This window comes from Streptomyces sp. NPDC046831, from assembly GCF_040645305.1.
In the GTDB taxonomy this organism is placed as follows: domain Bacteria; phylum Actinomycetota; class Actinomycetes; order Streptomycetales; family Streptomycetaceae; genus Streptomyces.
Map to the genome: position 1 here is coordinate 83,337 of NZ_JBEYXZ010000024.1, position 19,991 is coordinate 103,327.

The 19,991-nt window shown below is 73.5% G+C and carries 16 protein-coding genes and 1 riboswitch; of the genes, 9 read left to right on the plus strand and 7 right to left on the minus strand.

The window, feature by feature from the left end; genetic code table 11:
- Positions 1 to 31: 31 nt before the first annotated feature.
- Positions 32 to 715, plus strand: a complete 684-nt coding sequence (locus tag ABZ920_RS20815) for a pyridoxamine 5'-phosphate oxidase family protein (RefSeq protein WP_361506834.1) — start codon at positions 32 to 34, stop codon at positions 713 to 715.
- A 302-nt stretch (positions 716 to 1,017) separates the two neighbouring features.
- Here the strand turns inward: ABZ920_RS20815 and ABZ920_RS20820 are convergent, their stop codons facing one another.
- From ABZ920_RS20820 to ABZ920_RS20835, 4 genes are all read right to left on the minus strand, one after another.
- Positions 1,018 to 1,974 (minus strand): EamA family transporter, encoded by a 957-nt coding sequence (locus tag ABZ920_RS20820; protein WP_361506837.1) that lies wholly within the window; start codon positions 1,972 to 1,974, stop codon positions 1,018 to 1,020.
- A 195-nt stretch (positions 1,975 to 2,169) separates the two neighbouring features.
- Positions 2,170 to 3,174, minus strand: a complete 1,005-nt coding sequence (locus tag ABZ920_RS20825) for an EamA family transporter (RefSeq protein ID WP_361506840.1) — start codon at positions 3,172 to 3,174, stop codon at positions 2,170 to 2,172.
- Positions 3,175 to 3,354: 180 nt separating this feature from the next.
- Positions 3,355 to 3,915 carry a Clp protease N-terminal domain-containing protein gene (locus tag ABZ920_RS20830; RefSeq protein WP_361506843.1) on the minus strand — a complete coding sequence of 187 codons (561 nt, stop codon included), beginning with the start codon at positions 3,913 to 3,915 and terminating at the stop codon, positions 3,355 to 3,357.
- 246 nt (positions 3,916 to 4,161) lie between these two features.
- Positions 4,162 to 4,800: a PadR family transcriptional regulator gene (locus ABZ920_RS20835; protein WP_361506846.1), complete on the minus strand. Its 639-nt coding sequence runs from the start codon at positions 4,798 to 4,800 to the stop codon at positions 4,162 to 4,164.
- Positions 4,801 to 5,031: 231 nt separating this feature from the next.
- On the opposite strand from ABZ920_RS20835, the gene ABZ920_RS20840 reads away from it, so the two are divergent.
- Entirely contained in the window at positions 5,032 to 5,841 is an 810-nt protein-coding gene (locus ABZ920_RS20840; RefSeq protein ID WP_361506849.1) for a PhzF family phenazine biosynthesis protein, read from the plus strand.
- A 65-nt stretch (positions 5,842 to 5,906) separates the two neighbouring features.
- On the opposite strand, the gene ABZ920_RS20845 is transcribed toward ABZ920_RS20840, so the two are convergent.
- Both ABZ920_RS20845 and ABZ920_RS20850 read right to left on the minus strand, forming a co-directional pair.
- Positions 5,907 to 6,707, minus strand: coding sequence for a type II CAAX endopeptidase family protein (locus ABZ920_RS20845; protein WP_361506852.1), 801 nt, complete (start codon positions 6,705 to 6,707; stop codon positions 5,907 to 5,909).
- Positions 6,708 to 7,205: 498 nt separating this feature from the next.
- Entirely contained in the window at positions 7,206 to 8,723 is a 1,518-nt protein-coding gene (locus ABZ920_RS20850; RefSeq protein WP_361506855.1) for a glutamate--cysteine ligase, read from the minus strand.
- A 558-nt stretch (positions 8,724 to 9,281) separates the two neighbouring features.
- Here ABZ920_RS20850 and ABZ920_RS20855 point away from each other — a divergent pair.
- The 7 genes from ABZ920_RS20855 (at position 9,282) to ABZ920_RS20885 (ending at position 16,105) form a co-directional block, all read left to right on the plus strand.
- On the plus strand, positions 9,282 to 9,869 hold the full coding sequence (locus tag ABZ920_RS20855) for a hypothetical protein (protein WP_361506858.1): 588 nt from the start codon (positions 9,282 to 9,284) through the stop codon (positions 9,867 to 9,869).
- Between the two features lie 408 nt (positions 9,870 to 10,277).
- A complete protein-coding gene (locus ABZ920_RS20860; RefSeq protein WP_361506861.1) occupies positions 10,278 to 10,484 on the plus strand; it encodes a DUF5999 family protein in 207 nt (68 codons plus the stop codon).
- A gap of 168 nt (positions 10,485 to 10,652) precedes the next feature.
- A complete protein-coding gene (locus ABZ920_RS20865; RefSeq protein ID WP_361506863.1) occupies positions 10,653 to 12,599 on the plus strand; it encodes an amino acid transporter in 1,947 nt (648 codons plus the stop codon).
- Between the two features lie 101 nt (positions 12,600 to 12,700).
- A complete protein-coding gene (locus ABZ920_RS20870; RefSeq protein ID WP_361506866.1) occupies positions 12,701 to 13,096 on the plus strand; it encodes a helix-turn-helix transcriptional regulator in 396 nt (131 codons plus the stop codon).
- A gap of 186 nt (positions 13,097 to 13,282) precedes the next feature.
- Positions 13,283 to 14,092 carry a molybdate ABC transporter substrate-binding protein gene (gene modA, locus ABZ920_RS20875; protein WP_361506869.1) on the plus strand — a complete coding sequence of 270 codons (810 nt, stop codon included), beginning with the start codon at positions 13,283 to 13,285 and terminating at the stop codon, positions 14,090 to 14,092.
- 35 nt (positions 14,093 to 14,127) lie between these two features.
- Positions 14,128 to 14,946 (plus strand): ABC transporter permease, encoded by an 819-nt coding sequence (locus ABZ920_RS20880; protein WP_361506913.1) that lies wholly within the window; start codon positions 14,128 to 14,130, stop codon positions 14,944 to 14,946.
- 67 nt (positions 14,947 to 15,013) lie between these two features.
- Positions 15,014 to 16,105 (plus strand): ABC transporter ATP-binding protein, encoded by a 1,092-nt coding sequence (locus ABZ920_RS20885; RefSeq protein WP_361506872.1) that lies wholly within the window; start codon positions 15,014 to 15,016, stop codon positions 16,103 to 16,105.
- A 610-nt stretch (positions 16,106 to 16,715) separates the two neighbouring features.
- Here ABZ920_RS20885 and gcvP read toward each other — a convergent pair.
- Entirely contained in the window at positions 16,716 to 19,601 is a 2,886-nt protein-coding gene (gene gcvP / locus ABZ920_RS20890) for an aminomethyl-transferring glycine dehydrogenase (RefSeq protein WP_361506875.1), read from the minus strand.
- A 174-nt stretch (positions 19,602 to 19,775) separates the two neighbouring features.
- Positions 19,776 to 19,870: riboswitch (glycine riboswitch) on the minus strand.
- Positions 19,871 to 19,991: the final 121 nt, after the last annotated feature.

Sequence of the window (19,991 nt, forward strand, 5' to 3'; positions counted from 1 at the left end):
CATATTATGCACTAGTGCAATGGAGGTCGCAATGCAGGGGACCCTGCCGCCGGCGTCGGAACCCACCGCCTACACCCCGACCGACCGCACCGTTCCCACGCGCTCGGCGCAACGGGCGTCGTACGACAGGGAACTGGTGCACGCGATACTCGACGAGGGCTACGTCTGCCACCTCGGCTTCGTGCGCGACGGTGCCCCGGTGGTGCTGCCCACGCTGTACGGCCGGGTCGGCGAGCGGCTGTACGTGCACGGTTCGACGGGGTCCCGCCCGCTGCGGATGACCGGTCAGGCCGGCCCGGGCCTCGCGGTCTGCCTGACGGTCACCCACGTCGACGGCCTGGTGCTGGCCCGGTCCGCCTTCCATCACTCGATCAACTACCGCTCCGTGGTGGTGCACGGGATCGCGCACCAGGTCACCGACCCCGAGGAGCGGCGGACGGCTCTCAACGCGCTCGTCGACCACGTGGTGCCGGGCCGGTCGGCCGACTCCCGACCCGCCAACACCAAGGAGCTGGCCGCGACGGCCGTGATCCGCCTCGACCTCGAGGAGGTGTCCGCGAAGGTCCGCACCGGAGGAGTGAGCGACGAGCCCGAGGACCTCGCCCTCCCCCACTGGGCCGGCGTGATCCCGGTCAGCCGGCGGTACGGCGCTCCGCTCGCCGACGCCGCCCTCACGCCGGGCACCGCACTGCCGGAGTACCTGGCGGCCCTGTGACACCAGCCCGCCGCCCGACCGCCCCGGACGGGAGGGCCGGGACGGCGGGAAGCAGCACCGGCAGCCGCGGGTGGCAGCGGGGCGTGACCGGCCCGGCCAGCGCAGCGCGACACGGCGGCACTCCGCGGCCCGCGCGGCCCGGCGCCGGCCGGGCGCACTCCCACGGTGCGGTCTCGCGCACGAACCGACGGCGGCCGGCTCCGCCGGCGCGGCGCGCGGGATCGCTCGGGCGGAGGAGCTCCGCCCGAGCGGCAGCCCCGTTCACACAGGGCGCCTCGTCACGGCCCCGACGGGAACCGGCGTCACACGAGTACCGGCTCCTCCTCCGGCGTCCCGGCCCGCGCTCCGCGGGTCTCCGCCACGGCGAGGCCGGCGACCGAGCCCAGCATCAGTGCCGTGCCGGCGAGTGTCGCCGCCGTCAGCCTCTCGCCGAGCAGGGCGACGGCGAGCACCGCCGCGCTGACCGGCTCCAGCAGCATGACCACCGAGACGGTGGCCGACCGTACGACCGCCGCGCCGGCGAAGTAGAGGGCGTAGGCGAGGGCCGTGGGGACCGTCGCGATGTAGAGGATCAGCCAGGCCAGCCGGCCGGGCTCGGCCGTGTGCGGCACCAGTCCCTCCACCAGCGCGAACGGCAGCAGGCACACGCTGGTGACCAGGAACGCGCCCACCGTCGTGCCGGAGTTGTCCGAGCCGCCGTCGCGGCCCCACCACCGGGTGAGCAGCGTCATCAGCGAGTAGCCGGCCGCCGAGGCCAGCGCGAGCAGCACGCCCCACGGGTGGACGGTCGCGCCACCACCGCCGAGTACGAGCACGCCGAGCCCGCCGAGCGCCCCGGCGACGGCGGCCGCCCCGGCCCGGCCGAGCCGCTCGCCGAGTGCGAGGCGGGCGCCGAGCGCGATGAACACGGGTCCGGCGCCGAGGGTGACGATGGTCGCCACGGCGAGCCCGGTGGCCGAGACGGCGGCGAAGTAGGCCGTCTGGAAGACGGCGAGGCCGAGGCCGGTGGCACCGGCCCGCCACATGCGGCGGCCGAACGGCACGGGCGCCGCGCCGCGCCGCCGCGGCCGCAGGAAGCGGACGGCGAGCAGGAGTACGGACCCGGCCGCGCAGCGCCAGAAGGACAGGGCGACCGGACCCATGTCACTGGTCCGGTAGACCAGTGAGGCGGCCGCACCCGCGGTGCCCCAGGCGGCACCGGCGACGATCAGGTAGAGCAGGCCACGCCCGACGGGCAGGCCAGAGGAAGCTTGGGACACGACTTGTTCTCCGCGAGGCTGAAGTTCGGATGACGACCCCGTGCGCCGGGGGGAATCCCGAGCGAGGGAGGTCGGCGGACTTCTTCTGCGGGCAGCACCGTCCGGCCCGGTGGCTACCGGGCTCGGTCACGGGGAGGCCCGCCTCAGGCGGCCGGAGGCGGAAGAACGAGTGCGTCCAGATGCATGATCAGCACACTAGGCCGCCGTTCCGCGGGCCGACAACTGCCGTTCCCCGCCGCCGCTCGCCGCCGGCTCGGCCGATCCGTGCGCGGGCGCCGAGGACTGGGCGATGAACGCGCCCACCAGGACCACCGCACCGCCGGCGACCTGCGGCGCCGTGAGGTGCTCGCCGAGCAGCACCCACGCCAGCACGGTCGCGATCACCGCCTCCAGGCAGGCCACCACACCCGCCACCTGCGGCGAGAGCCGGCGCACCGAGAGCACCCCGGTGACGTACGCGAGGACCGTGGCGACCAACACGATCCAGGCCAGCAGCGCGACGGCCGGGACCGGGGTGCCGTTCACGCGGGCGGTGCCCGTCAGCACCGTCCAGCCCATGTTCCAGGGGCGGGCGACGAGCGTCAGCACCACGGAGCCGCCGAGCAGCCCGTACGCGATGACGCCGAGCGGGTCCGGGGCCGCGTCGCCGGCGTCGCCGCCCTGGTCGGAGAGGATGAAGTAGCCGACCTGGCAGCAGGCGGCGGCGAGGGCGAGCAGCAGCCCGAGGGCGTCGAAGCCCAGGCCCGACCAGACTTCGACGACACAGGCGAGTCCGCCCGCGGCGAGGACCACGCCGAGCGCGGCGGCCCTCGTCACCGGCCGCTGCTGGACGAACCGCACCCAGCCGAGCACCAGGGCGGGAGCCAGGTACTCGATGAGCAGCGCGACCCCGACCGGGATCCGGGATATGGCGGCGAAGTAGCAGGCCTGCACGCCGGCGACGGCGAGCAGCCCGAACCCGGCGAGCAGGGCGGGGCGACGGCGCAGCAGCGCCCGGTGGCGCACGGCCAGAGGCAGCATCAGCAGGGCGGCGCCGGTCACCCGGAGCCACACGACGTGCAGCGGATCGAGGCCCGCCTCGATCAACGGTTTGGCGGCCACACCGGATCCGCCGAAGGCGACCGCGGAAACGAGCGCGAGGCCGAGCCCCGCGCCGTTGCCGTGGCGGCTCTGACTGCTCTCTGACGTACGCACCGGCACATGATGACAGGCGATGACATGACCGTCACGCCCGATGGCACCTGTCTCACCGGCTGGACGGCGACCGCACGCGACACGACGTCCGTCCCATGGGCCCCGCCGTCGATCGGCAGGTGCTCTCACCCCACCGGAAGGCCGCGCCCCGCGACGACGGGCGCGGCCGGGCGCCCCTGCGCCCCCTCAGTGCTCCGCCGAAGCGGCCGCGCCCTGCTCCTCGACCCGCGCGGCCAGGTCGCGTGCGTCGATTCCGGCGCGGGCGAGCACCTCGACGGCGCGCGCCTGCGGGTCCGCGACGAGGGCCGCCAGGAGATCGACGCCGTGCGCCACGTCCTCGCCGCGCCGGGCGGCACGCTCGCGGGCCCGCTCCAGGGCGGCCGCGGCCGCGGGCGACCAGCCGTCGGCCTCTGTCACGACGGGGACGGCGGCGGAGTCCTCGACGGCGCTCTGCCAGCGCAGGCCGTAACCGATGCTGCGCTGCACGAGATAGCCGAGCAGCCGCGCGATCCGCGGGCCGCCGTCGAAGAGGGCGCGCACCTCGGGGTCGGCCTCCAGGAGGGTGTGAAGCAGGTGTGCCGTGTCGATCTGCCGGTCCCCGTCCCGGACCGCCCTCCTGCGGGCACCGGCGACCGCCGCCACGAGCTGCGTGCTGAGCCCGGTGGCGTCGTCCGGGCGGCGGGTGTCCTGCTCTCGAGCCGGCTGCCGGGGATTCGGGGAGTGCACCCCGCCTACCCCATCAGCCACGACGGGTCCCGGTCATCCACGGCGGGAAGCATTTCGCCGTCCCACGGGGAGTGGACATCCCGGGGCTCGGTCTCCTCCTTGGGGAGGAGATCAGCCGGAATCGGGGCACCGTTTCCCCCCGACCGGGTTCACTGGCAGGGCACCGCCGTCTGAGCCGGATCCAGTCGGTACCGGCGCAGGCGCCCCGCGAAGCACTCCGCGGGGCGCCTGTCCTGGAGCTGGTCCCGGCCACCGCCGGGGTGTCCGTCAGTCCTCGTCGGCGAGGATCCGGTACAGCTTCTTGCGGGCCTCGTTGACGACGCCCAGCGCCTTCTCGCGCTGCTCCTTGCTGCCCGTCTTCCACACCTGGCCGAAGGCCTCCATCAGGCCGAAGCCGGCCTGGCGGATCTCGCCGAGGGCCTCCCAGTCGATCCCGCGGGAGGCCTCCTCCCAGGGGGCGTCCGGCCCCTCGTCGACCGCCGCGCGGCCCGGCTCGGTGAGCGAGAAGAGCTTCTTGCCGCCCTCCGACTCACTGACGATCAGGCCTTCGTCCTCCAGCAGCTGGAGGGTCGGGTACACGGAGCCCGGGCTCGGCTTCCACGCGCCGCCGCTGCGCTCGGCGATCTCCTGGATCATCTCGTAGCCGTGCATGGGACGGTCCTTCAGGAGGGCCAGGATCGACGCCCGCACGTCGCCCCGCCGAGCCCTCCCGCGCGGTCCGCCACGTCCCCGTCCGCCCCAGGGCCCCGGACCGAACCCCGGGCCGAACCCCGGGCCGCCAGGGCCGAAGCCCGGTCCACCGGGGCCGAAGGGGCCGAACGCGGCCCGCCGCCCATCGAAACCCGCACGACCCCGCCCGAAGGGGCCGTCCTGCCGGTGTCCGCGCTCGAATCCATGGGTGCGCATGACCATCGCTCCTTCCCTCGTCGATCGCTCGCGATGCTTCGACGATATATCGGTGTGCACGGTGCGACAACCCCCTCGCGGAAGGCGGGAGCAGCAGCACGCACCGTTCAGCATCCGGCCCTCGCGGATGCCAGACCCTTGCAGCCGGCCCGCCCCGCCTCCCCCGCGCCGAGGCCAGGGCCCGTGAATTGGCCGTGGCCGGCCGCTCCGCGCACCCCTTAGCGTCGGACCATGCGGATCCGAATCGTCGACGCCTTCACCGACCGTCCCTTCGGCGGCAACCCGGCAGGGGTGCTGCTCCTCGACGCCTTTCCCGAGGACGACTGGCTCCAACACGTGGCCCTGGAGGTCAATCACGCCGAGACGGCGTTCGCGCACCGGCTGCCCGAGGGCGGGGACGCCGACTGGGCGCTGCGCTGGTTCACCCCCGCCACCGAGGTGGCCATGTGCGGTCACGCCACACTCGCCACCGCCCACGTGATCAGCACCACCGGCGCCCACGAGGGCCCGGTCCGGTTCGCCACCCGCAGCGGCGTGCTCATCGCGACGCCCGGCGAGGACGGCTCGATCACCCTGGACTTCCCGACCGCCCCGCTGACCCCGGTGGAGGTCCCCGACGGGGTCGCCAAGGCCCTCGGCGCCGAGCCGGCGGGCGCCTTCGACACCGGCCCGAACGTGGGAGACCTGGTGCTGGAGCTCGCCGACGAGCGCACGGTCCGCGGGCTCGACCCGGACCACAAGGCCCTCGGCGCCTTCTCCGCGCGCGGCATCATCGCCACCGCCCGCGCCGAGGACCCCGCCGCCGGCTACGACTTCGTCTCCCGGTGCTTCTTCCCGAACGTCGGCATCGACGAGGACCCGGTCACCGGCAGCGCGCACACCGCCCTGGCCCCCTACTGGGCCGAGCGCCTGGGCCGCCCCGACCTGACCGGTCTCCAGGCCTCCCCGCGCTCCGGTCTCGTCCGCACCGGGCTGCGCGGCGACCGCACCCTGCTCACCGGCCGCGCGGTCACCGTCATCGACGGGAAACTGCTCGCGTAGCGCTCGGACACGTCACGCCGTGACGAGGGGGCGTGGGCCGATGTGCCCACGCCCCCTCCCGCGGTTCACGCCGTCGGCAGCCAGCCCACCCTGCCGGCCAGCAGCGCGTAGCCCACGAAGGCCCCGATGTCGAGCAGGGAGTGGGCGACCACCAGCGGGCCCACCCGGCCCCACCGGCGGTACAGCCAGACGAAGACCACGCCCATCACCATGTTGCCGACGAAGCCCCCGACGCCCTGGTAGAGGTGGTAGGAGCCCCGCAGCACGGCGCTGGCCGCCAGCGCGGTCCCCGGTGTCCAGCCCAGACCGCCGAGCCGGCGCAGCAGGTAGCCCACCACGATCACCTCTTCGAGGATCGCGTTCTGCAGCGCGGACAGGACGAGCACCGGGAACTTCCACCACACGTCCGGCAGCGCCTCCGGCACCACGGTGAGATTGAAGCCGACGGCCCGGGCGGCCAGGTAGAACACGATGCCGCTACTGCCGATCACCGCCGCGACCACGGCCCCGCGGCCGAGGTCCGGCCAGGGCCGGGTCCGGTCGAAGCCCAGGGTGCGCAGACTCCGCCCCTCGCGCAGCAGGAAGTGCGCGACCAGGGCCACGGGCACCAGCGCGGAGGCGATCCCGAACAGCTGCCAGGCGAGGTCCAGCCACGGCCGGCCCGGCGCGGCGGAGGCGTTGAGGGTGGCCGCCTGGTCCTTCAGACCTCCCGGCCTGGTGAGGGAGCCGATGAAGCTGATCAGGGCGGAGACCCCGCTCGCACCGAGCGAGAGGGCCAGTACGAGCAGTGTCTCGTCGCGGAGGATCCGTCGCGACGGCCGCTCCTGAGGACCGTCTCCGGCCACTGGCACTGTCTCCGCCTGCACGCCTGCCTCCAGTCGGGTCGTCCCGCCCCGTCCGGCCCGGCCGGGCTCCCGGCGCTGCGAGCGTCCCGCGCGACAGGCCGTCGGGGACGGACACCGTACGGGCGTGGAGCGCCCCGCCCCGCCCGGACCACCGCACAGGGAGGCGAGCACGGCGGGGGGAGCATCGCCCGTCGTCGGACGTCACAGCTTGCCCGATCCTCCGGCGGCGGTCACCGGCGGCCCCACCTTGCGCGACGGGCCGGGTCGGCACACGCCGCCCGAACCGGCCCGGCGGCACGACGACAGCGGGCGGCAGCCGGCACCGGCGGCCCGGCAGCAGCCTCCCGGCCCGAGGGCGCCTGAGCCCAGCGGCGCGCCGCCGCCCGCCCCCTACTGAGCAGGAGGGGCAGCGCCCGGACGACGCCCTCGGCCCACCGCAACGCCACCACCCGGCCGGCCTCTCGGCCCAGCGGCAGGTCGCCGCCCCGCCGCGCCCAGGGCGCGGCGGGTGCGGCGGCCTCAGCCCAGCGGTACCGGCTGCGGCAGGCCCACCGGCCAGGCGTGCACCGGTTCACCGAGGTGCATCAGCTCGCAGTAGCGCCGGGTGGTGGCGGCCAGCGCGGCGTCGCGGTCGAGCCCCTTGTCGAGGGCCTCGTGGAAGGTGGCGACCTGCCAGGTCGCGCCGTTGGCCCGGTTGCGGCACCGCTCCTCGATCACGCCCAGGTACAGGTCCCGGTCGGCCGGTTCGATGCCCCACGCCCGCAGGCCGGACTCGGCCAGCGGCAGCAGCTCGTCGCGGACGAGGCTCACGGCGTCGACCTCGACCGTGCCGGCGTACCGGCCGCGCCGGGGCCAGGTGAAGCGGGCGTCGATGCCGTGCTTGCACGCGGCCTCGAAGTTGGCGGCCGCCGCCTCGAAGGGCAGCCGGGTCCACACGGGCCGCGGCTCCTCGGCGAGGGCGCGGACGAGACCGTAGTAGAAGGCCGCGTTGGCGATCACGTCGGTGACGGTGGGCCCGGCGGGCAGCACGCGGTTCTCCACGCGCAGGTGCGGGACGCCGTCGGCCACGTCGTAGACCGGCCGGTTCCAGCGGTACACGGTGCCGTTGTGCAGCACCAGCTCGGCGAGTTTCGGGACGCCGCCCCGGTCCAGGACCGCCAGGGGGTCCTCGTCGTCGCAGATCGGCAGCAGGGCCGGGAAATAACGCAGGTTCTCCTCGAAGAGGTCGTACGCCGAGGAGATCCATCGCTCGCCGAACCAGGTGCGCGGCCGCACGCCCTGCGCCTGCAGTTCGGGCGGGCGGGTGTCGGTGGCCTGCTGGAACAGCGGCGGCCTGGACTCGCGCCAGAGCTCACGGCCGAACAGGAACGGCGAGTTGGCGCCCACGGCGATCTGCGCCGCGGAGGCGACCTGCGCCGCGTTCCACACGTCCGCGAAGCGGTTCGGGGTCACCTGCAGGTGCAGTTGCACGGAGGTGCAGGCGGCCTCGGGCGCGATCGACTTGGAGGTGCACCTGAGGTGCTCCACGCCGTCGATGTCGAGGGCGAACTCCTCGCCCCGGGCCGCGACGATCTGATCGTTGAGCAGGGTGTAGCGGTCGACGTCGGAGAGGTTGGACGACACGAGGTCGTCCCGGTCCAGGGTCGGCAGAATGCCGATCATCGCTATTCCGGAGTCGACCTCGCCCGCTTTCCGGTGCGCATATGCCAGGGAAGTCGTCAGCTCCTCGGTGAGCCGGTCGAATACCCGCCCGCCCAGGCGGTGCGGGGCGATGTTGACTTCCAGGTTGAACATCGCGAGTTCCGTTTGGAAGTCGCGGCTGGCGATGCGTTCCAGCACTTGTGCATTCAGCATTTTGGGCATGCCGTCGGAGCCGACGAGATTCAATTCGATCTCCAGCCCCATGAGGTTCTGGGGGCGGTCGAACCGCTTCTCCTCCAGAAGCCGCTCCAGCCCCGTCAGGCACCGCCGGAGCTTGTCACGGTAGCGGTGGCGATCGGACAGGTCGAACTGGCCCGCCACGACCTTTTCCCCCATCGCTGTGTCCTTCCTCGGATGGGCGGGCCGAGATCACGGCCGCCGGGGTCCCGGTCAGGTGTCATGATGCCCCGCGAACGCGATCGATAACGTCCCGCGCCCGCCCCGCGCCCGCTACCCTGGTCCCGGAAGACCGGAGGCACATTCACGCGGCATGGAGCACAACGCAGTTGCGAGTGCCCCGGGGAACTGGTGAAAAACGCCGACGAGAACAGGCCGACCCCCGAAAGGGGACCATCCGAGGTCATGGCGGCACCGCTCACGGGAAACCTGGATTTTCCTCACATATTATCGACCGAATAGCCTCTTGTTGTTCGGGCCGGGTGCCGCTAGCGGAAACATCCTGTGAACATCTGTCGTATAAGCTCGTCCGAAGGCAGAAGGTTGGCGCCCACGGCCTGGGGTCCTGCCGTCCGGGTCACATGTGGCAGGCCGCACTCCTGCACCCCCCGTACACCGGCCCCGGCCCCACCCTCTCCTGCCCGGAGAGCTGACAGCGCCGTCCGCCCACGCCCCGCCCTCGCGCCATCGTGCCTGTCGAATGAGAGGCGACCCACCATGCCGCTTCACCTCCCCCCGGCGCCCGCACCCGCGCTGCGTTCGGTCCTCACGGCCCTCGGTTCCCCCACCGCGGTCCGCGAGGCCCGCACACCGGCCCTGCGCGCGGCCCAGGGTCCCGTCACGCCCGAGCTCCCGCTGCCGGTCCACGTCCTGGACCACATCACCGCGACCGGCGGCTGGGCCACCCGGCTGGCCGGCTGGCGCTTCCTGATCCGCTGCGACGACCGCGCCGTGGCCGCCGCCGAGACCATGCTGACCCCGGACGGCTGGGCGTTCTCGCACTTCTTCGAGGGCCCCTACGTCACCTCCACCGAGCGCGCCCTGCGCCAGGCCGAGACCACCGCCCAGCCCCACCAGCCCCGCCTGCTGTCGGTGCCGGGCCTCTACATGCTCACCCTGTGGCTGCACGGCGACGTGACGGCGGACGGCGCCACCGGCGGCCCGGCCCCGGCCGACCTGCTCGTCCCGCTGGCGCCGGCCCCGCCCGGCATCGCCTCCCACCGGCCGCACCGGGTCGAGGAACTCCTCCCGGTCCTCACCCGCCGGGTGACGCGCGTGCGGCTCATGGGGTCGCCCGCCGCCTGAGGACACCCCGGATCCCCGCGTACCCCGTTCCCGGATCGCCCGGGAACGGGGTACGACGCGTGCGCGCAGGTCAGCCGTTCGGCGGAACCGCCCGCCGGAAGCACGCGCGGACGGGCGGTGCGCCGCTCCGACGGGCCGCGGAAGCCGGGGCCCGTGTGGACTAGCCCGTTCCGGCCATCGCGAACCACCCGAAGGGACAGGGGAGTCGAGCTGAACCATCTCTGCGGGCCACACGTCTCCAACCAGTGAGAAGTGGTGCCGCGAAATCCCTGCGGAGCGCACCGCCGTGAGGGAAGACTGGCCCACGCCGACTCATCACCACGGGGAGCGGTCATGGAGAATGCATCCCACCGCAGTACAGACAAAACGCCCATTCAGCACCAGCCGACACAGCGAGAGATCCGACCCATGTGCCAGCACCAGCCGCCGTGCCCCTCCGCCACCTCCGCCGACCGGGAGTCCGCCCGGCTCGTGGCCCACCACCCGGAGCAGGGGTGGAGCCTGCTGTGCAACGGGGTACTGCTCTTCGAGGACACCGGTGAGCTCCTGCCGGACGGCAGCATCATCGCGCCGCACCGCCCGCTGGACACGCACCGGGTGACCACGGCCGCCTGAGTTCTCGCCGGCGCTCGTTCGGACGCGGTCCACGTCGTCGGACGGACCCGGGATCCACGCCGTCGGACTCGCCTCCGCGAGCCCGGACGTCACGCTCCGCCTACGCTGGTGTGACCGTCCGCGTGAGTGTCCGTACCGCACGCGGAGCACTCCACCGGAAGCAGTCCGATGGCCGCCACCGCACACCTCCCCAGCCGCCTGCGCGCCTGGCTGCTGGAGGGTCTGTCCGACATGAGCAAGGGCGCGCAGCAGGGTCCGTACGCCGAGCCGCAGCCCGAACGGGGACAGCGGTGGTGGCGGGTCATGTGCCTGACAGGTGTCGACTACTTCTCCACCCTGGGCTACCAGCCGGGCATCGCGGCCCTGGCGGCCGGGCTGCTGTCCCCGATCGCGACCCTGGTGCTGGTCCTGGTCACGCTCGCGGGGGCGCTGCCGGTGTACCGCCGGGTGGCCGAGGAGAGCCCGCACGGCCAGGGCTCGATCGCCATGCTGGAGCGGCTGCTGTCCTTCTGGCAGGGCAAGCTGTTCGTGCTGACCCTGCTGGGCTTCGCCGCCACCGACTTCCTCATCACCATCACCCTGTCGGCCGCGGACGCCTCCACCCACCTGATCCAGAACCCGCACCTGACGAGCGTGCTGCAGGGCCACCAGATGCTGATCACGCTGCTGCTGGTGGCGCTGCTGGGCGCCGTCTTCCTCAAGGGGTTCCTGGAGGCGATCGGGGTGGCCGTCGCGCTGGTCGCGGTCTACCTCGGACTGAACGCCGTGGTGGTGGCCACCGGGCTGTGGCACGTGCTCACCCAGGGCCGGCTGGTGACGGACTGGACCGCCGCCCTGACCGCCCAGCACGCCGACGTGCTCATGATGATCGGCGTGGCCCTGCTGGTCTTCCCCAAACTCGCGCTCGGCCTGTCCGGGTTCGAGACCGGCGTCGCCGTCATGCCGCACGTGCGGGGCGACCCGGACGACACCGAGGAGCGGCCCACCGGCCGGATCCGCGACACCAAGAAACTGCTCACCACGGCCGCCCTGATCATGAGCTGCTTCCTGCTCACGACCAGCCTCATCACCACGCTGCTGATCCCGGCGCAGGAGTTCAAGCCCGGCGGTCAGGCCAGCGGTCGGGCGCTCGCCTACCTCGCGCACGAGTACCTGGGCAGCGCCTTCGGCACGGTCTACGACGTCTCGACCATCGCGATCCTGTGGTTCGCGGGCGCCTCCGCCATGGCCGGACTGCTGAACCTCATGCCGCGCTACCTCCCCCGCTACGGCATGGCCCCGGACTGGGCGCGCGCGGTCCGCCCGATGGTGCTCGTCTTCACGGTCATCGCCTTCCTGGTCACCTGGATCTTCGACGCCAGCGTCGACGCCCAGGGCGGCGCGTACGCCACCGGCGTGCTCGTGCTGATCAGTTCCGCCGCGATCGCGGTGACCATCGCCGCCCGCAAGGCCGGCCACCGCAAGTGGACGGTCGCCTTCTCCGTGATCTCGGCGGTGTTCGTCTACACGACCGTCGCCAACATCATCGAGCGTCCGGACGGCGTGAAGATCGGTGCGTGCTTCATCGCGGGCATCATCCTTGTCTCGCTGCTGTCCCGGCTGGCCCGCGCCTTCGAGCTCCGCATCACGAGCGTGACTCTGGACCCGCTGGCGGACCGGTTCGTCCGGGACATGGCCAGCCGGACACTGCGCTTCATCGCCAACGAACCCGACCAGCGGGACAAGAACGAGTACCGCGACAAGATCGAGCAGATCCGCAAGGACCACGACATGACGGGCCCGGAGGACTTCGTCTTCGCCGAGGTGACGGTCACCGACCCGTCCGAGTTCGAGGCCGGCCTGACGGTGCACGGCGAGGTCCTGCACGGCCGCTATCGCGTCCTGACCATGGAGTCCGCCTCCGTCCCCAACGCCCTGGCCGCCCTTCTCCTTCATGTACAGCACACGACCGGCCGCACCCCGCACATCTACTTCGAGTGGACGGAGGGCAACCCCTTCGCCAACTTCCTGCGCTTCTTCCTGTTCGGCCAGGGCGAGATCGCCCCGGTCACCCGCGAGGTGCTGCGCGAGGCCGAACCGGACCGCGCCAGGCGTCCCCACGTGCACGTCGGCTGACCCGGCCGCCCGGCTCCCGCCGGACGGCCCGGGCAGGCGCCGGGCGAGGGCCGCCCCCTCCGGATCGGCGTCCGCGACACCCGGGCCCTATCGTGACCGGCATGCAGTCCTACACGATCGGCCAGGCGGCCCGGCTGCTCGGCGTCAGTCCGGACACCGCACGACGGTGGGCCGACGCCGGACGGGTCGCCACCCACCGCGACGACACCGGACGACGGCTCATCGACGGGCGCGACCTCGCCGCGTTCTCCGTCGAACTGGCCCGCACCGGAGGCGACGGGGAAGCCCCGTCGCACACCTCGGTCCGCAACGCCTTCCCCGGCATCGTGACCGCCGTCAAGCTCGGCGACGTCGCGGCTCAGGTGGAGATCCAGGCCGGTCCGCACCGCCTGGTCTCGCTGCTGACCCGGGAGGCCGTGGAGGAACTCGGCCTGGAGGTCGGCATGGAGGCGACCGCCCGCGTGAAGTCGACGAACGTGCACATCGACCGTGCCTAGGACCTGACATCCGGATCCCCCGCGCCCGGGTCGGACGAAAGGCCGCGGAGTCCCATCTCACTCGATCGCAAGTGCCCGGGCCGACGGCGCGACCGGCTCGCTCCTGCGATGCGGCATCACGCTTCCCCCTCGTATCTGCGGCAGTATCATCGCCGCACGGCCACCGACACGAGGGAGCTGACCCGGATGACCCGTCCCGCACGCCGGATCGCACGGACGGCCGCCGCCGGAGCGGCCGTACTGCTGGCCCTGAGCGCCTGCTCCTCCCAAGGCTCGTCGGCACCCGAAGCGTCCGGCTCCTCGCCGTCCTCCCGGAAGCTGTCCGGCACGGTCACGGTCTTCGCCGCCGCCTCGCTGAAGGAGAGCTTCACCGCCCTCGGCCGGCAGTTCGAACGGCAGCATCCCGGCACCAGGGTCACCTTCAGTTTCGGCGGCAGCGACACGCTCGCCGCGAGCATCACCGCCGGCGCGCCGGCCGACGTGTTCGCCGCCGCCAGCACCAGGACGATGGCGCTCGTGACGGACCGCGAGGACGCGGCCGGCACACCGGTCACCTTCGTCCGCAACCAGCTGGAGATCGCCACCCTGCCCGGCAACCCGCACAAGGTCTCCTCCCTGAAGGACCTCACCCGGTCCGGTCTGAAGGTGGTGCTGTGCGACAGGACGGTCCCGTGCGGTGCCGCCGCCCGGGAGGCCCTGGACACCGCCGGACTGACCCTGACACCGGCCTCCTACGAACAGGACGTCAAGAGTGCCCTGACCAAGGTGGAGCTGAAGGAGGCCGACGCGGCCGTCGTCTACCGGACCGATGTGAAGGCGGCCGGTGACAAGGTGGAGGGCGTGGAGTTCCCCGAGTCGGCCACGGCCGTCAACGACTACCCGATCGCCCTGCTCAAGGACGCGCCCCACACCGCGGCGGCCAAGGCGTTCATCGAGCTGGTGAGGTCCCCGCGAGGCCTGAAGGTCCTGTCCGAGGCGGGGTTCCTCGCGCCGTGACCGGAGAGGACGGGACCAGGTCCGCGGCCGGCCCGCTGGGTGGCCCGCGGCGCGGCCGCCGCGTCCGCACCGCTTCCCGCGGCGCCCCGCTGCCCCTGCTGGTCCCCGCCCTCGTGGGACTCGCCTTCCTGCTGCTGCCGCTGCTCGCCCTGCTGCTGCGCACTCCCTGGCGCGACCTCCCGGCCCAGCTGACCGGCCCGGAGGTGTGGCAGGCGCTGCGGCTGTCCCTCGTCACCGCCAGCGCCGCCACCGCCGTGAGCCTGGTGCTCGGGGTGCCGCTGGCCTGGCTGCTGGCCCGCACGGACTTCCCCGGGCGCCGGCTCGTACGGGCACTGGTGACCCTGCCGCTGGTGCTGCCGCCGGTGGTGGGCGGCGTGGCGCTGCTCCTCGCGCTCGGCCGCAACGGCGTCGCCGGGCACTGGCTGGACGAGTGGTTCGGGATCACGCTGCCGTTCACCACGGCCGGGGTCGTGGTGGCGGAGGCATTCGTGGCCATGCCGTTCCTCGTCATCAGCGTCGAGGGCACCCTGCGCGCCGCCGATCCCCGCTTCGAGGAGGCCGCCGCGACGCTGGGCGCCTCCCGGTTCACCGCGTTCCGCCGCGTCACCCTGCCGCTCGTCGCGCCCGGCGTCGCGGCGGGCGCCGTGCTCGCCTGGGCGCGGGCGCTCGGCGAGTTCGGCGCGACGATCACCTTCGCCGGCAACTTCCCCGGCCGTACGCAGACCATGCCGCTCGCCGTCTACCTGGCCCTGCAGAACGACCCGGCCGCGGCGATCGCGCTGAGCCTGGTGCTGCTGGCCGTGTCGATCGCGGTGCTGGCGGGACTGCGGGACCGTTGGATCACGGCGCCATGACCCCCGGCCGCCGCCCCGCCCCGCGCCCCGCGACGGCCCCGGCCCACGACCTCTGGACATCCGCCTCATGACCGACATCGACGGCACGGCGACCGGCGTGCTCCCCGAAGGCGCCCGGGACGAGGGCCTGGACGCCCGGCTCGTGGTCGACCGCGGCTCCTTCCGCCTGGACGTCGCCCTCACCGCCGCACCCGGCGACGTCGTCGCGCTGCTCGGGCCGAACGGCGCGGGCAAGACCACCGCCCTGCGCGCCCTCGCCGGCCTGCTGCCGCTGACCGGTGGTCACCTGCGCCTCGACGGCGTCGCGCTGGACCGCACCCCGCCCGAGGAGCGCCCGGTCGGCGTCGTCTTCCAGGACTACCTGCTCTTCCCCCACCTGTCCGCCCTGGACAACGTGGCCTTCGGGCCGCGCTGCCACGGCGCCGGCAGGAGGGAGGCCCGCGCCCTGGCCGCCGCGTGGCTGGAGCGCATGGGCCTCGCCGACCACGCGGACGCCAGGCCGCGCCGGCTGTCCGGCGGCCAGGCCCAGCGCGTCGCCCTCGCGCGCGCCCTGGCCACCGGCCCCCGGCTGCTGCTCCTCGACGAGCCGCTCGCGGCCCTGGACGCCCGCACCCGTCTGGAGGTCCGGGCCCGGCTCCGCCGCCATCTGGCCGAGTTCGAGGCGGTCGCGGTCCTGGTCACGCACGACCCGCTGGACGCGATGGTGCTGGCCGACCGGCTGGTCGTCGTCGAGCACGGACGCGTCGTCCAGGAGGGCACCCCGTCCGCCATCGCCCGCCGGCCCCGGACGGACTACATCGCCCGGCTCGTCGGGCTGAACCTCTACCGGGGGCGGGCCGAGGGGCACACCGTCCGGCTGGAGGCCGGTCCCGCCGTCACCACCACCGAGGACCTCGCCGGGGCGGTGTTCGTCGCCTTCCCACCGGGTGCAGTCACCCTGCACCGGGACCGGCCCACCGGTTCCAGCGCGCGCAACCTGTGGGCCTGCGAGGTCGCCGGACTGGAGACCCACGGCGACCAGATCCGCGCCGACCTCACCGGCGAGCTGCGGCTCGCCGCCGACCTCACCGCCGTGGCCGCCGCCGAGCTCGGCCTGCACCCCGGCGCCCGGGTCTGGGCGACGGTCAAGGCGACCCAGACCCACGCCTATCCCGCCTGAGGAGTGCCGGCCGGCCGAGGCGGCACCCGGAGCGGACCGGCGGACGACGGCGACCGCGCGGCGAGCGGCCGGCCGAGACGCCACCGAGCGGCGAGCAGCTGGCCGCCGAGGCCCCGTGGGGGACACGACCAGACGCTGAGCGGCACCGCTGCGGCCCCGTGCCGGACACGACCGCACGCTCAGCGGCACCCCTGCGGCCCCGTGCCGGACACGACCGCACGCTCAGCGGCACCCCTGCGGCCCCGTGCCGGACACGACCGCACGCTCAGCGGCACCGCCGCGGCCCCGTGCCGGACACGACCGCACGCTCAGCGGCACCGCCGCGGCCCCGTGCCGGACACGACCGGACGCTGAGCGGCAGACCGGACGAGCCCCCGCTCGAAACACGACCGGACGCTTGGCGGCACGACGCGGTGAGCCGCCCTCGGGACACACCAGAACTTGGCGGCACGGCCTGGTTGGCCCGCGCAGGGCACAAGCCGGACAGCGCCCTTCGCGGCCCGACCAGCCCCGCCAGGCGGCACCCCGGGACGAAATGCGCGCCCTCGGACACACCAAGGGCTCCGCCCGGCCCCCGGAAGAGGGGCCGGGCGGAGCCCAGGTGCCGTGCTCAGTCCTCGTACGCGTCCAGCGGCGGGCAGGAGCAGACGAGGTTCCGGTCGCCGAAGGCCTGGTCGATGCGGCGCACCGGCGGCCAGTACTTGTCGGCGGCCGTGACGCCGGCCGGGAAGACGGCCTCCGCACGGCTGTAGGCGTGCTTCCACTCGCCGCCGAGGGCGGCCGCCGTGTGCGGGGCGTTGCGCAGCGGGTTGTCGTCGGCGGGCCACTCGCCGGAACCGACCTTCTCGATCTCGGCGTGGATCGCGATCATCGCGTCGCAGAACCGGTCGAGCTCGGCCAGGTCCTCCGACTCGGTCGGCTCGATCATCAGCGTGCCGGCCACCGGGAACGACATCGTCGGCGCGTGGAAGCCGTAGTCGATCAGCCGCTTGGCCACGTCGTCGACGCTGACGCCGGTCGCCTTGGTCAGCGGGCGCAGGTCGATGATGCACTCGTGCGCGACCAGGCCGCCGGGGCCGGTGTAGAGCACCGGGAAGTGCGGCTCCAGGCGCTTGGCGACGTAGTTGGCGGACAGCACGGCCACCTGCGTGGCGCGCTTGAGTCCCTCGCCGCCCATGAGGCGGACGTACGCCCACGAGATCGGCAGGATGCCCGCCGAGCCCCACGGCGCCGCGGAGATCGGGCCGACGCCCGTCTCCGGGCCGGCGGCCGGCTGCAGCGGGTGGTTGGGCAGGTACGGGGCGAGGTGCGCGCGCACACCGACCGGGCCGACACCCGGACCGCCGCCGCCGTGCGGGATGCAGAAGGTCTTGTGCAGGTTGAGGTGCGAGACGTCGCCGCCGAAGTGGCCCGGCTTGGCCAGCCCGACCAGCGCGTTGAGGTTCGCGCCGTCGACGTACACCTGGCCGCCGGCGTCGTGCACGGCCGCGCAGATTTCGGCGACGTGCTCCTCGAAGACACCGTGCGTGGACGGGTAGGTGATCATCAGCACCGCGAGCTCGTCGCGGTACTGCTCGATCTTCGCCCGCAGGTCCTCGACGTCGATCTCGCCGTCGTCGGCGGTCCTGACGACGACGACCTTCATGCCCGCCATCACGGCGCTGGCGGCGTTGGTGCCGTGCGCGGAGGACGGGATGAGGCACACCGTGCGCTGCTCGTCGCCGTTGGCGCGGTGGTAGCCGCGGACGGCGAGCAGACCGGCCAGCTCCCCCTGCGAACCGGCGTTCGGCTGGAGGGAGACCTTGTCGTAGCCGGTGACCTCGGCGAGACGCTCCTCCAGCTCGTGGATGAGCGTGAGGTAGCCCTCGGCCTGCTCGGCCGGCGCGAAGGGGTGCAGCTGCCCGAACTCGGGCCAGGTGACCGGCTCCATCTCGGTGGTCGCGTTGAGCTTCATGGTGCACGAGCCCAGCGGGATCATGCCGCGGTCGAGCGCGTAGTCACGGTCGGCGAGCCGGCGCAGGTACCGAAGCATCGCCGTCTCGGAGCGGTACTGGTGGAAGACCGGGTGGGTCAGGTAGTCGTCCGTGCGCAGCAGGCCGTCCGGAAGGGTGTCCGCGGCCGCCTCGTCCAGCGCCTCGACGTCGCCCTGGACGCCGAAGGCGCCCCAGACGACGGCCAGCTGGGCCCGCGTGGTCGTCTCGTCGCAGGCGACCGACACGTGGTCGGCGTCGACGAGGCGCAGGTTGACGCCGTGGTCGCGGGCCGCGGCGACGATCTCGGCGGCACGGCCCTCGGCCCTGACCGTCACGGTGTCGAAGTACGCGCCGTGCACGACCTCGGCCCCGCCCGCCTGCAGACCCGCGGCGAGGAGCGTGGCGTAGCGGTGGGTGCGCCGGGCGATGGTCCGCAGGCCCTCGGGGCCGTGGTACACCGCGTACATGCCGGCCATCACGGCGAGCAGCACCTGGGCGGTGCAGATGTTGCTGGTCGCCTTCTCGCGGCGGATGTGCTGCTCGCGGGTCTGCAGCGCGAGACGGTAGGCCTTGTGCCCGTCGGCGTCGACGGAGACGCCGACGAGGCGGCCGGGCAGGCTGCGCGCGAAGTTCTCGCGCACCGCCATGTAGCCGGCGTGCGGCCCGCCGAAGCCCATCGGGACACCGAAGCGCTGGGTGGTGCCGACGGCGATGTCGGCGCCGAGCTCGCCGGGGGACTTCAGCAGGGTGAGGGCGAGCAGGTCGGCGGCGACGGTGACGACCGCGCCCAGCTCGTGCGCCTGGTCGATGACCGGCTTCAGGTCGCGCACCGCACCACAGGCGCCGGGGTACTGCAGCAGCACCCCGTTGATGTCACGGCCGGCGATCTCCGTGGGGATGCCCTCGCTCAGGTCGGCGACGACGACGTCCACGCCGGTCGGCTCGGCCCGGGTCCGGATGACGGCGATGGTCTGCGGCAGCGCGTCCGCGTCGACCAGGAACAGGCCCTTCTTGTTCTTGCCCATGCGCCGGGACAGCGCCATGGCCTCGGCGGCCGCGGTGCCCTCGTCGAGCAGCGACGCGCCGGAGGTCGGCAGGCCGGTCAGCTCGGCCACCATCGTCTGGAAGTTGAGCAGCGCCTCGAGGCGGCCCTGGGAGATCTCCGGCTGGTAGGGGGTGTAGGCGGTGTACCAGGCCGGGTTCTCCATGACGTTGCGCAGGATGACGGGCGGGGTGAACGTCCCGTAGTACCCGAGGCCGATCATGGAGCCGAGGACCTGGTTGCGGTCGGCGAGGGAGCGCAGCTCGGCCAGCACCTCGGCCTCGGTGCGCGCGCCCGGCAGGGCGAGCCCGTCGGCGTTCTTGATCACGTCCGGGACCGCCGCGGCGGTGAGCTCGTCCAGCGAGCCGTAGCCGACCTGCGCGAGCATCTTGGCCCGGGCCTCGTGGTCGGGGCCGATGTGGCGCTGCTCGAAGGGCGTACCCTGTTCGAGCTCGGAGAGCGGAATGCGATGGGCGGTCATTGCGGAGGCCTCCTGGTCTGACGCGACCTTCGGGGGCACCACGGCACGGGTGCCCGGACGGCCTCCCCCTCTGTCATCTCGACCTGAGAGCTTCACCGGGTCGCCCGAGGGCTCCGGCTTTCACCGTCGGTGAGGGCGGACGCCGTCGACACCCGCCCTGCTTTCCAGAGTGACCTCGTCCGTGCGGTACGTGGGCCTGAGAGATTCCGGGGAGGATTTGCTCCTTCGGCGCCTCCGGTGTCACCGGAGGACTCTCCCGCACGGGGTCAGCAGCCGCTGCCAGCCTACCAGCGGGCCCGCCGGCCGGGCCCTCGAGTGGCCGCCGTGACGATTGTGCTCTTTCGTAGTGCTTACGGATGAGGTGCGAACCATCGCGACGCTGTGGAGGGC

Coding starts and splice junctions, on each gene's coding strand:
- ABZ920_RS20840 (WP_361506849.1), top strand. CDS start 5,032: ATGCGGATCCGAATCGTCGACGCCTTCACCGACCGTCCCTTCGGCGGC.
- gcvP (WP_361506875.1), bottom strand. CDS start 19,601: ATGACCGCCCATCGCATTCCGCTCTCCGAGCTCGAACAGGGTACGCCC.
- ABZ920_RS20835 (WP_361506846.1), bottom strand. CDS start 4,800: ATGCGCACCCATGGATTCGAGCGCGGACACCGGCAGGACGGCCCCTTC.
- ABZ920_RS20885 (WP_361506872.1), top strand. CDS start 15,014: ATGACCGACATCGACGGCACGGCGACCGGCGTGCTCCCCGAAGGCGCC.
- ABZ920_RS20855 (WP_361506858.1), top strand. CDS start 9,282: ATGCCGCTTCACCTCCCCCCGGCGCCCGCACCCGCGCTGCGTTCGGTC.
- ABZ920_RS20865 (WP_361506863.1), top strand. CDS start 10,653: ATGGCCGCCACCGCACACCTCCCCAGCCGCCTGCGCGCCTGGCTGCTG.
- ABZ920_RS20850 (WP_361506855.1), bottom strand. CDS start 8,723: ATGGGGGAAAAGGTCGTGGCGGGCCAGTTCGACCTGTCCGATCGCCAC.
- ABZ920_RS20860 (WP_361506861.1), top strand. CDS start 10,278: ATGTGCCAGCACCAGCCGCCGTGCCCCTCCGCCACCTCCGCCGACCGG.
- ABZ920_RS20815 (WP_361506834.1), top strand. CDS start 32: ATGCAGGGGACCCTGCCGCCGGCGTCGGAACCCACCGCCTACACCCCG.
- modA (WP_361506869.1), top strand. CDS start 13,283: ATGACCCGTCCCGCACGCCGGATCGCACGGACGGCCGCCGCCGGAGCG.
- ABZ920_RS20870 (WP_361506866.1), top strand. CDS start 12,701: ATGCAGTCCTACACGATCGGCCAGGCGGCCCGGCTGCTCGGCGTCAGT.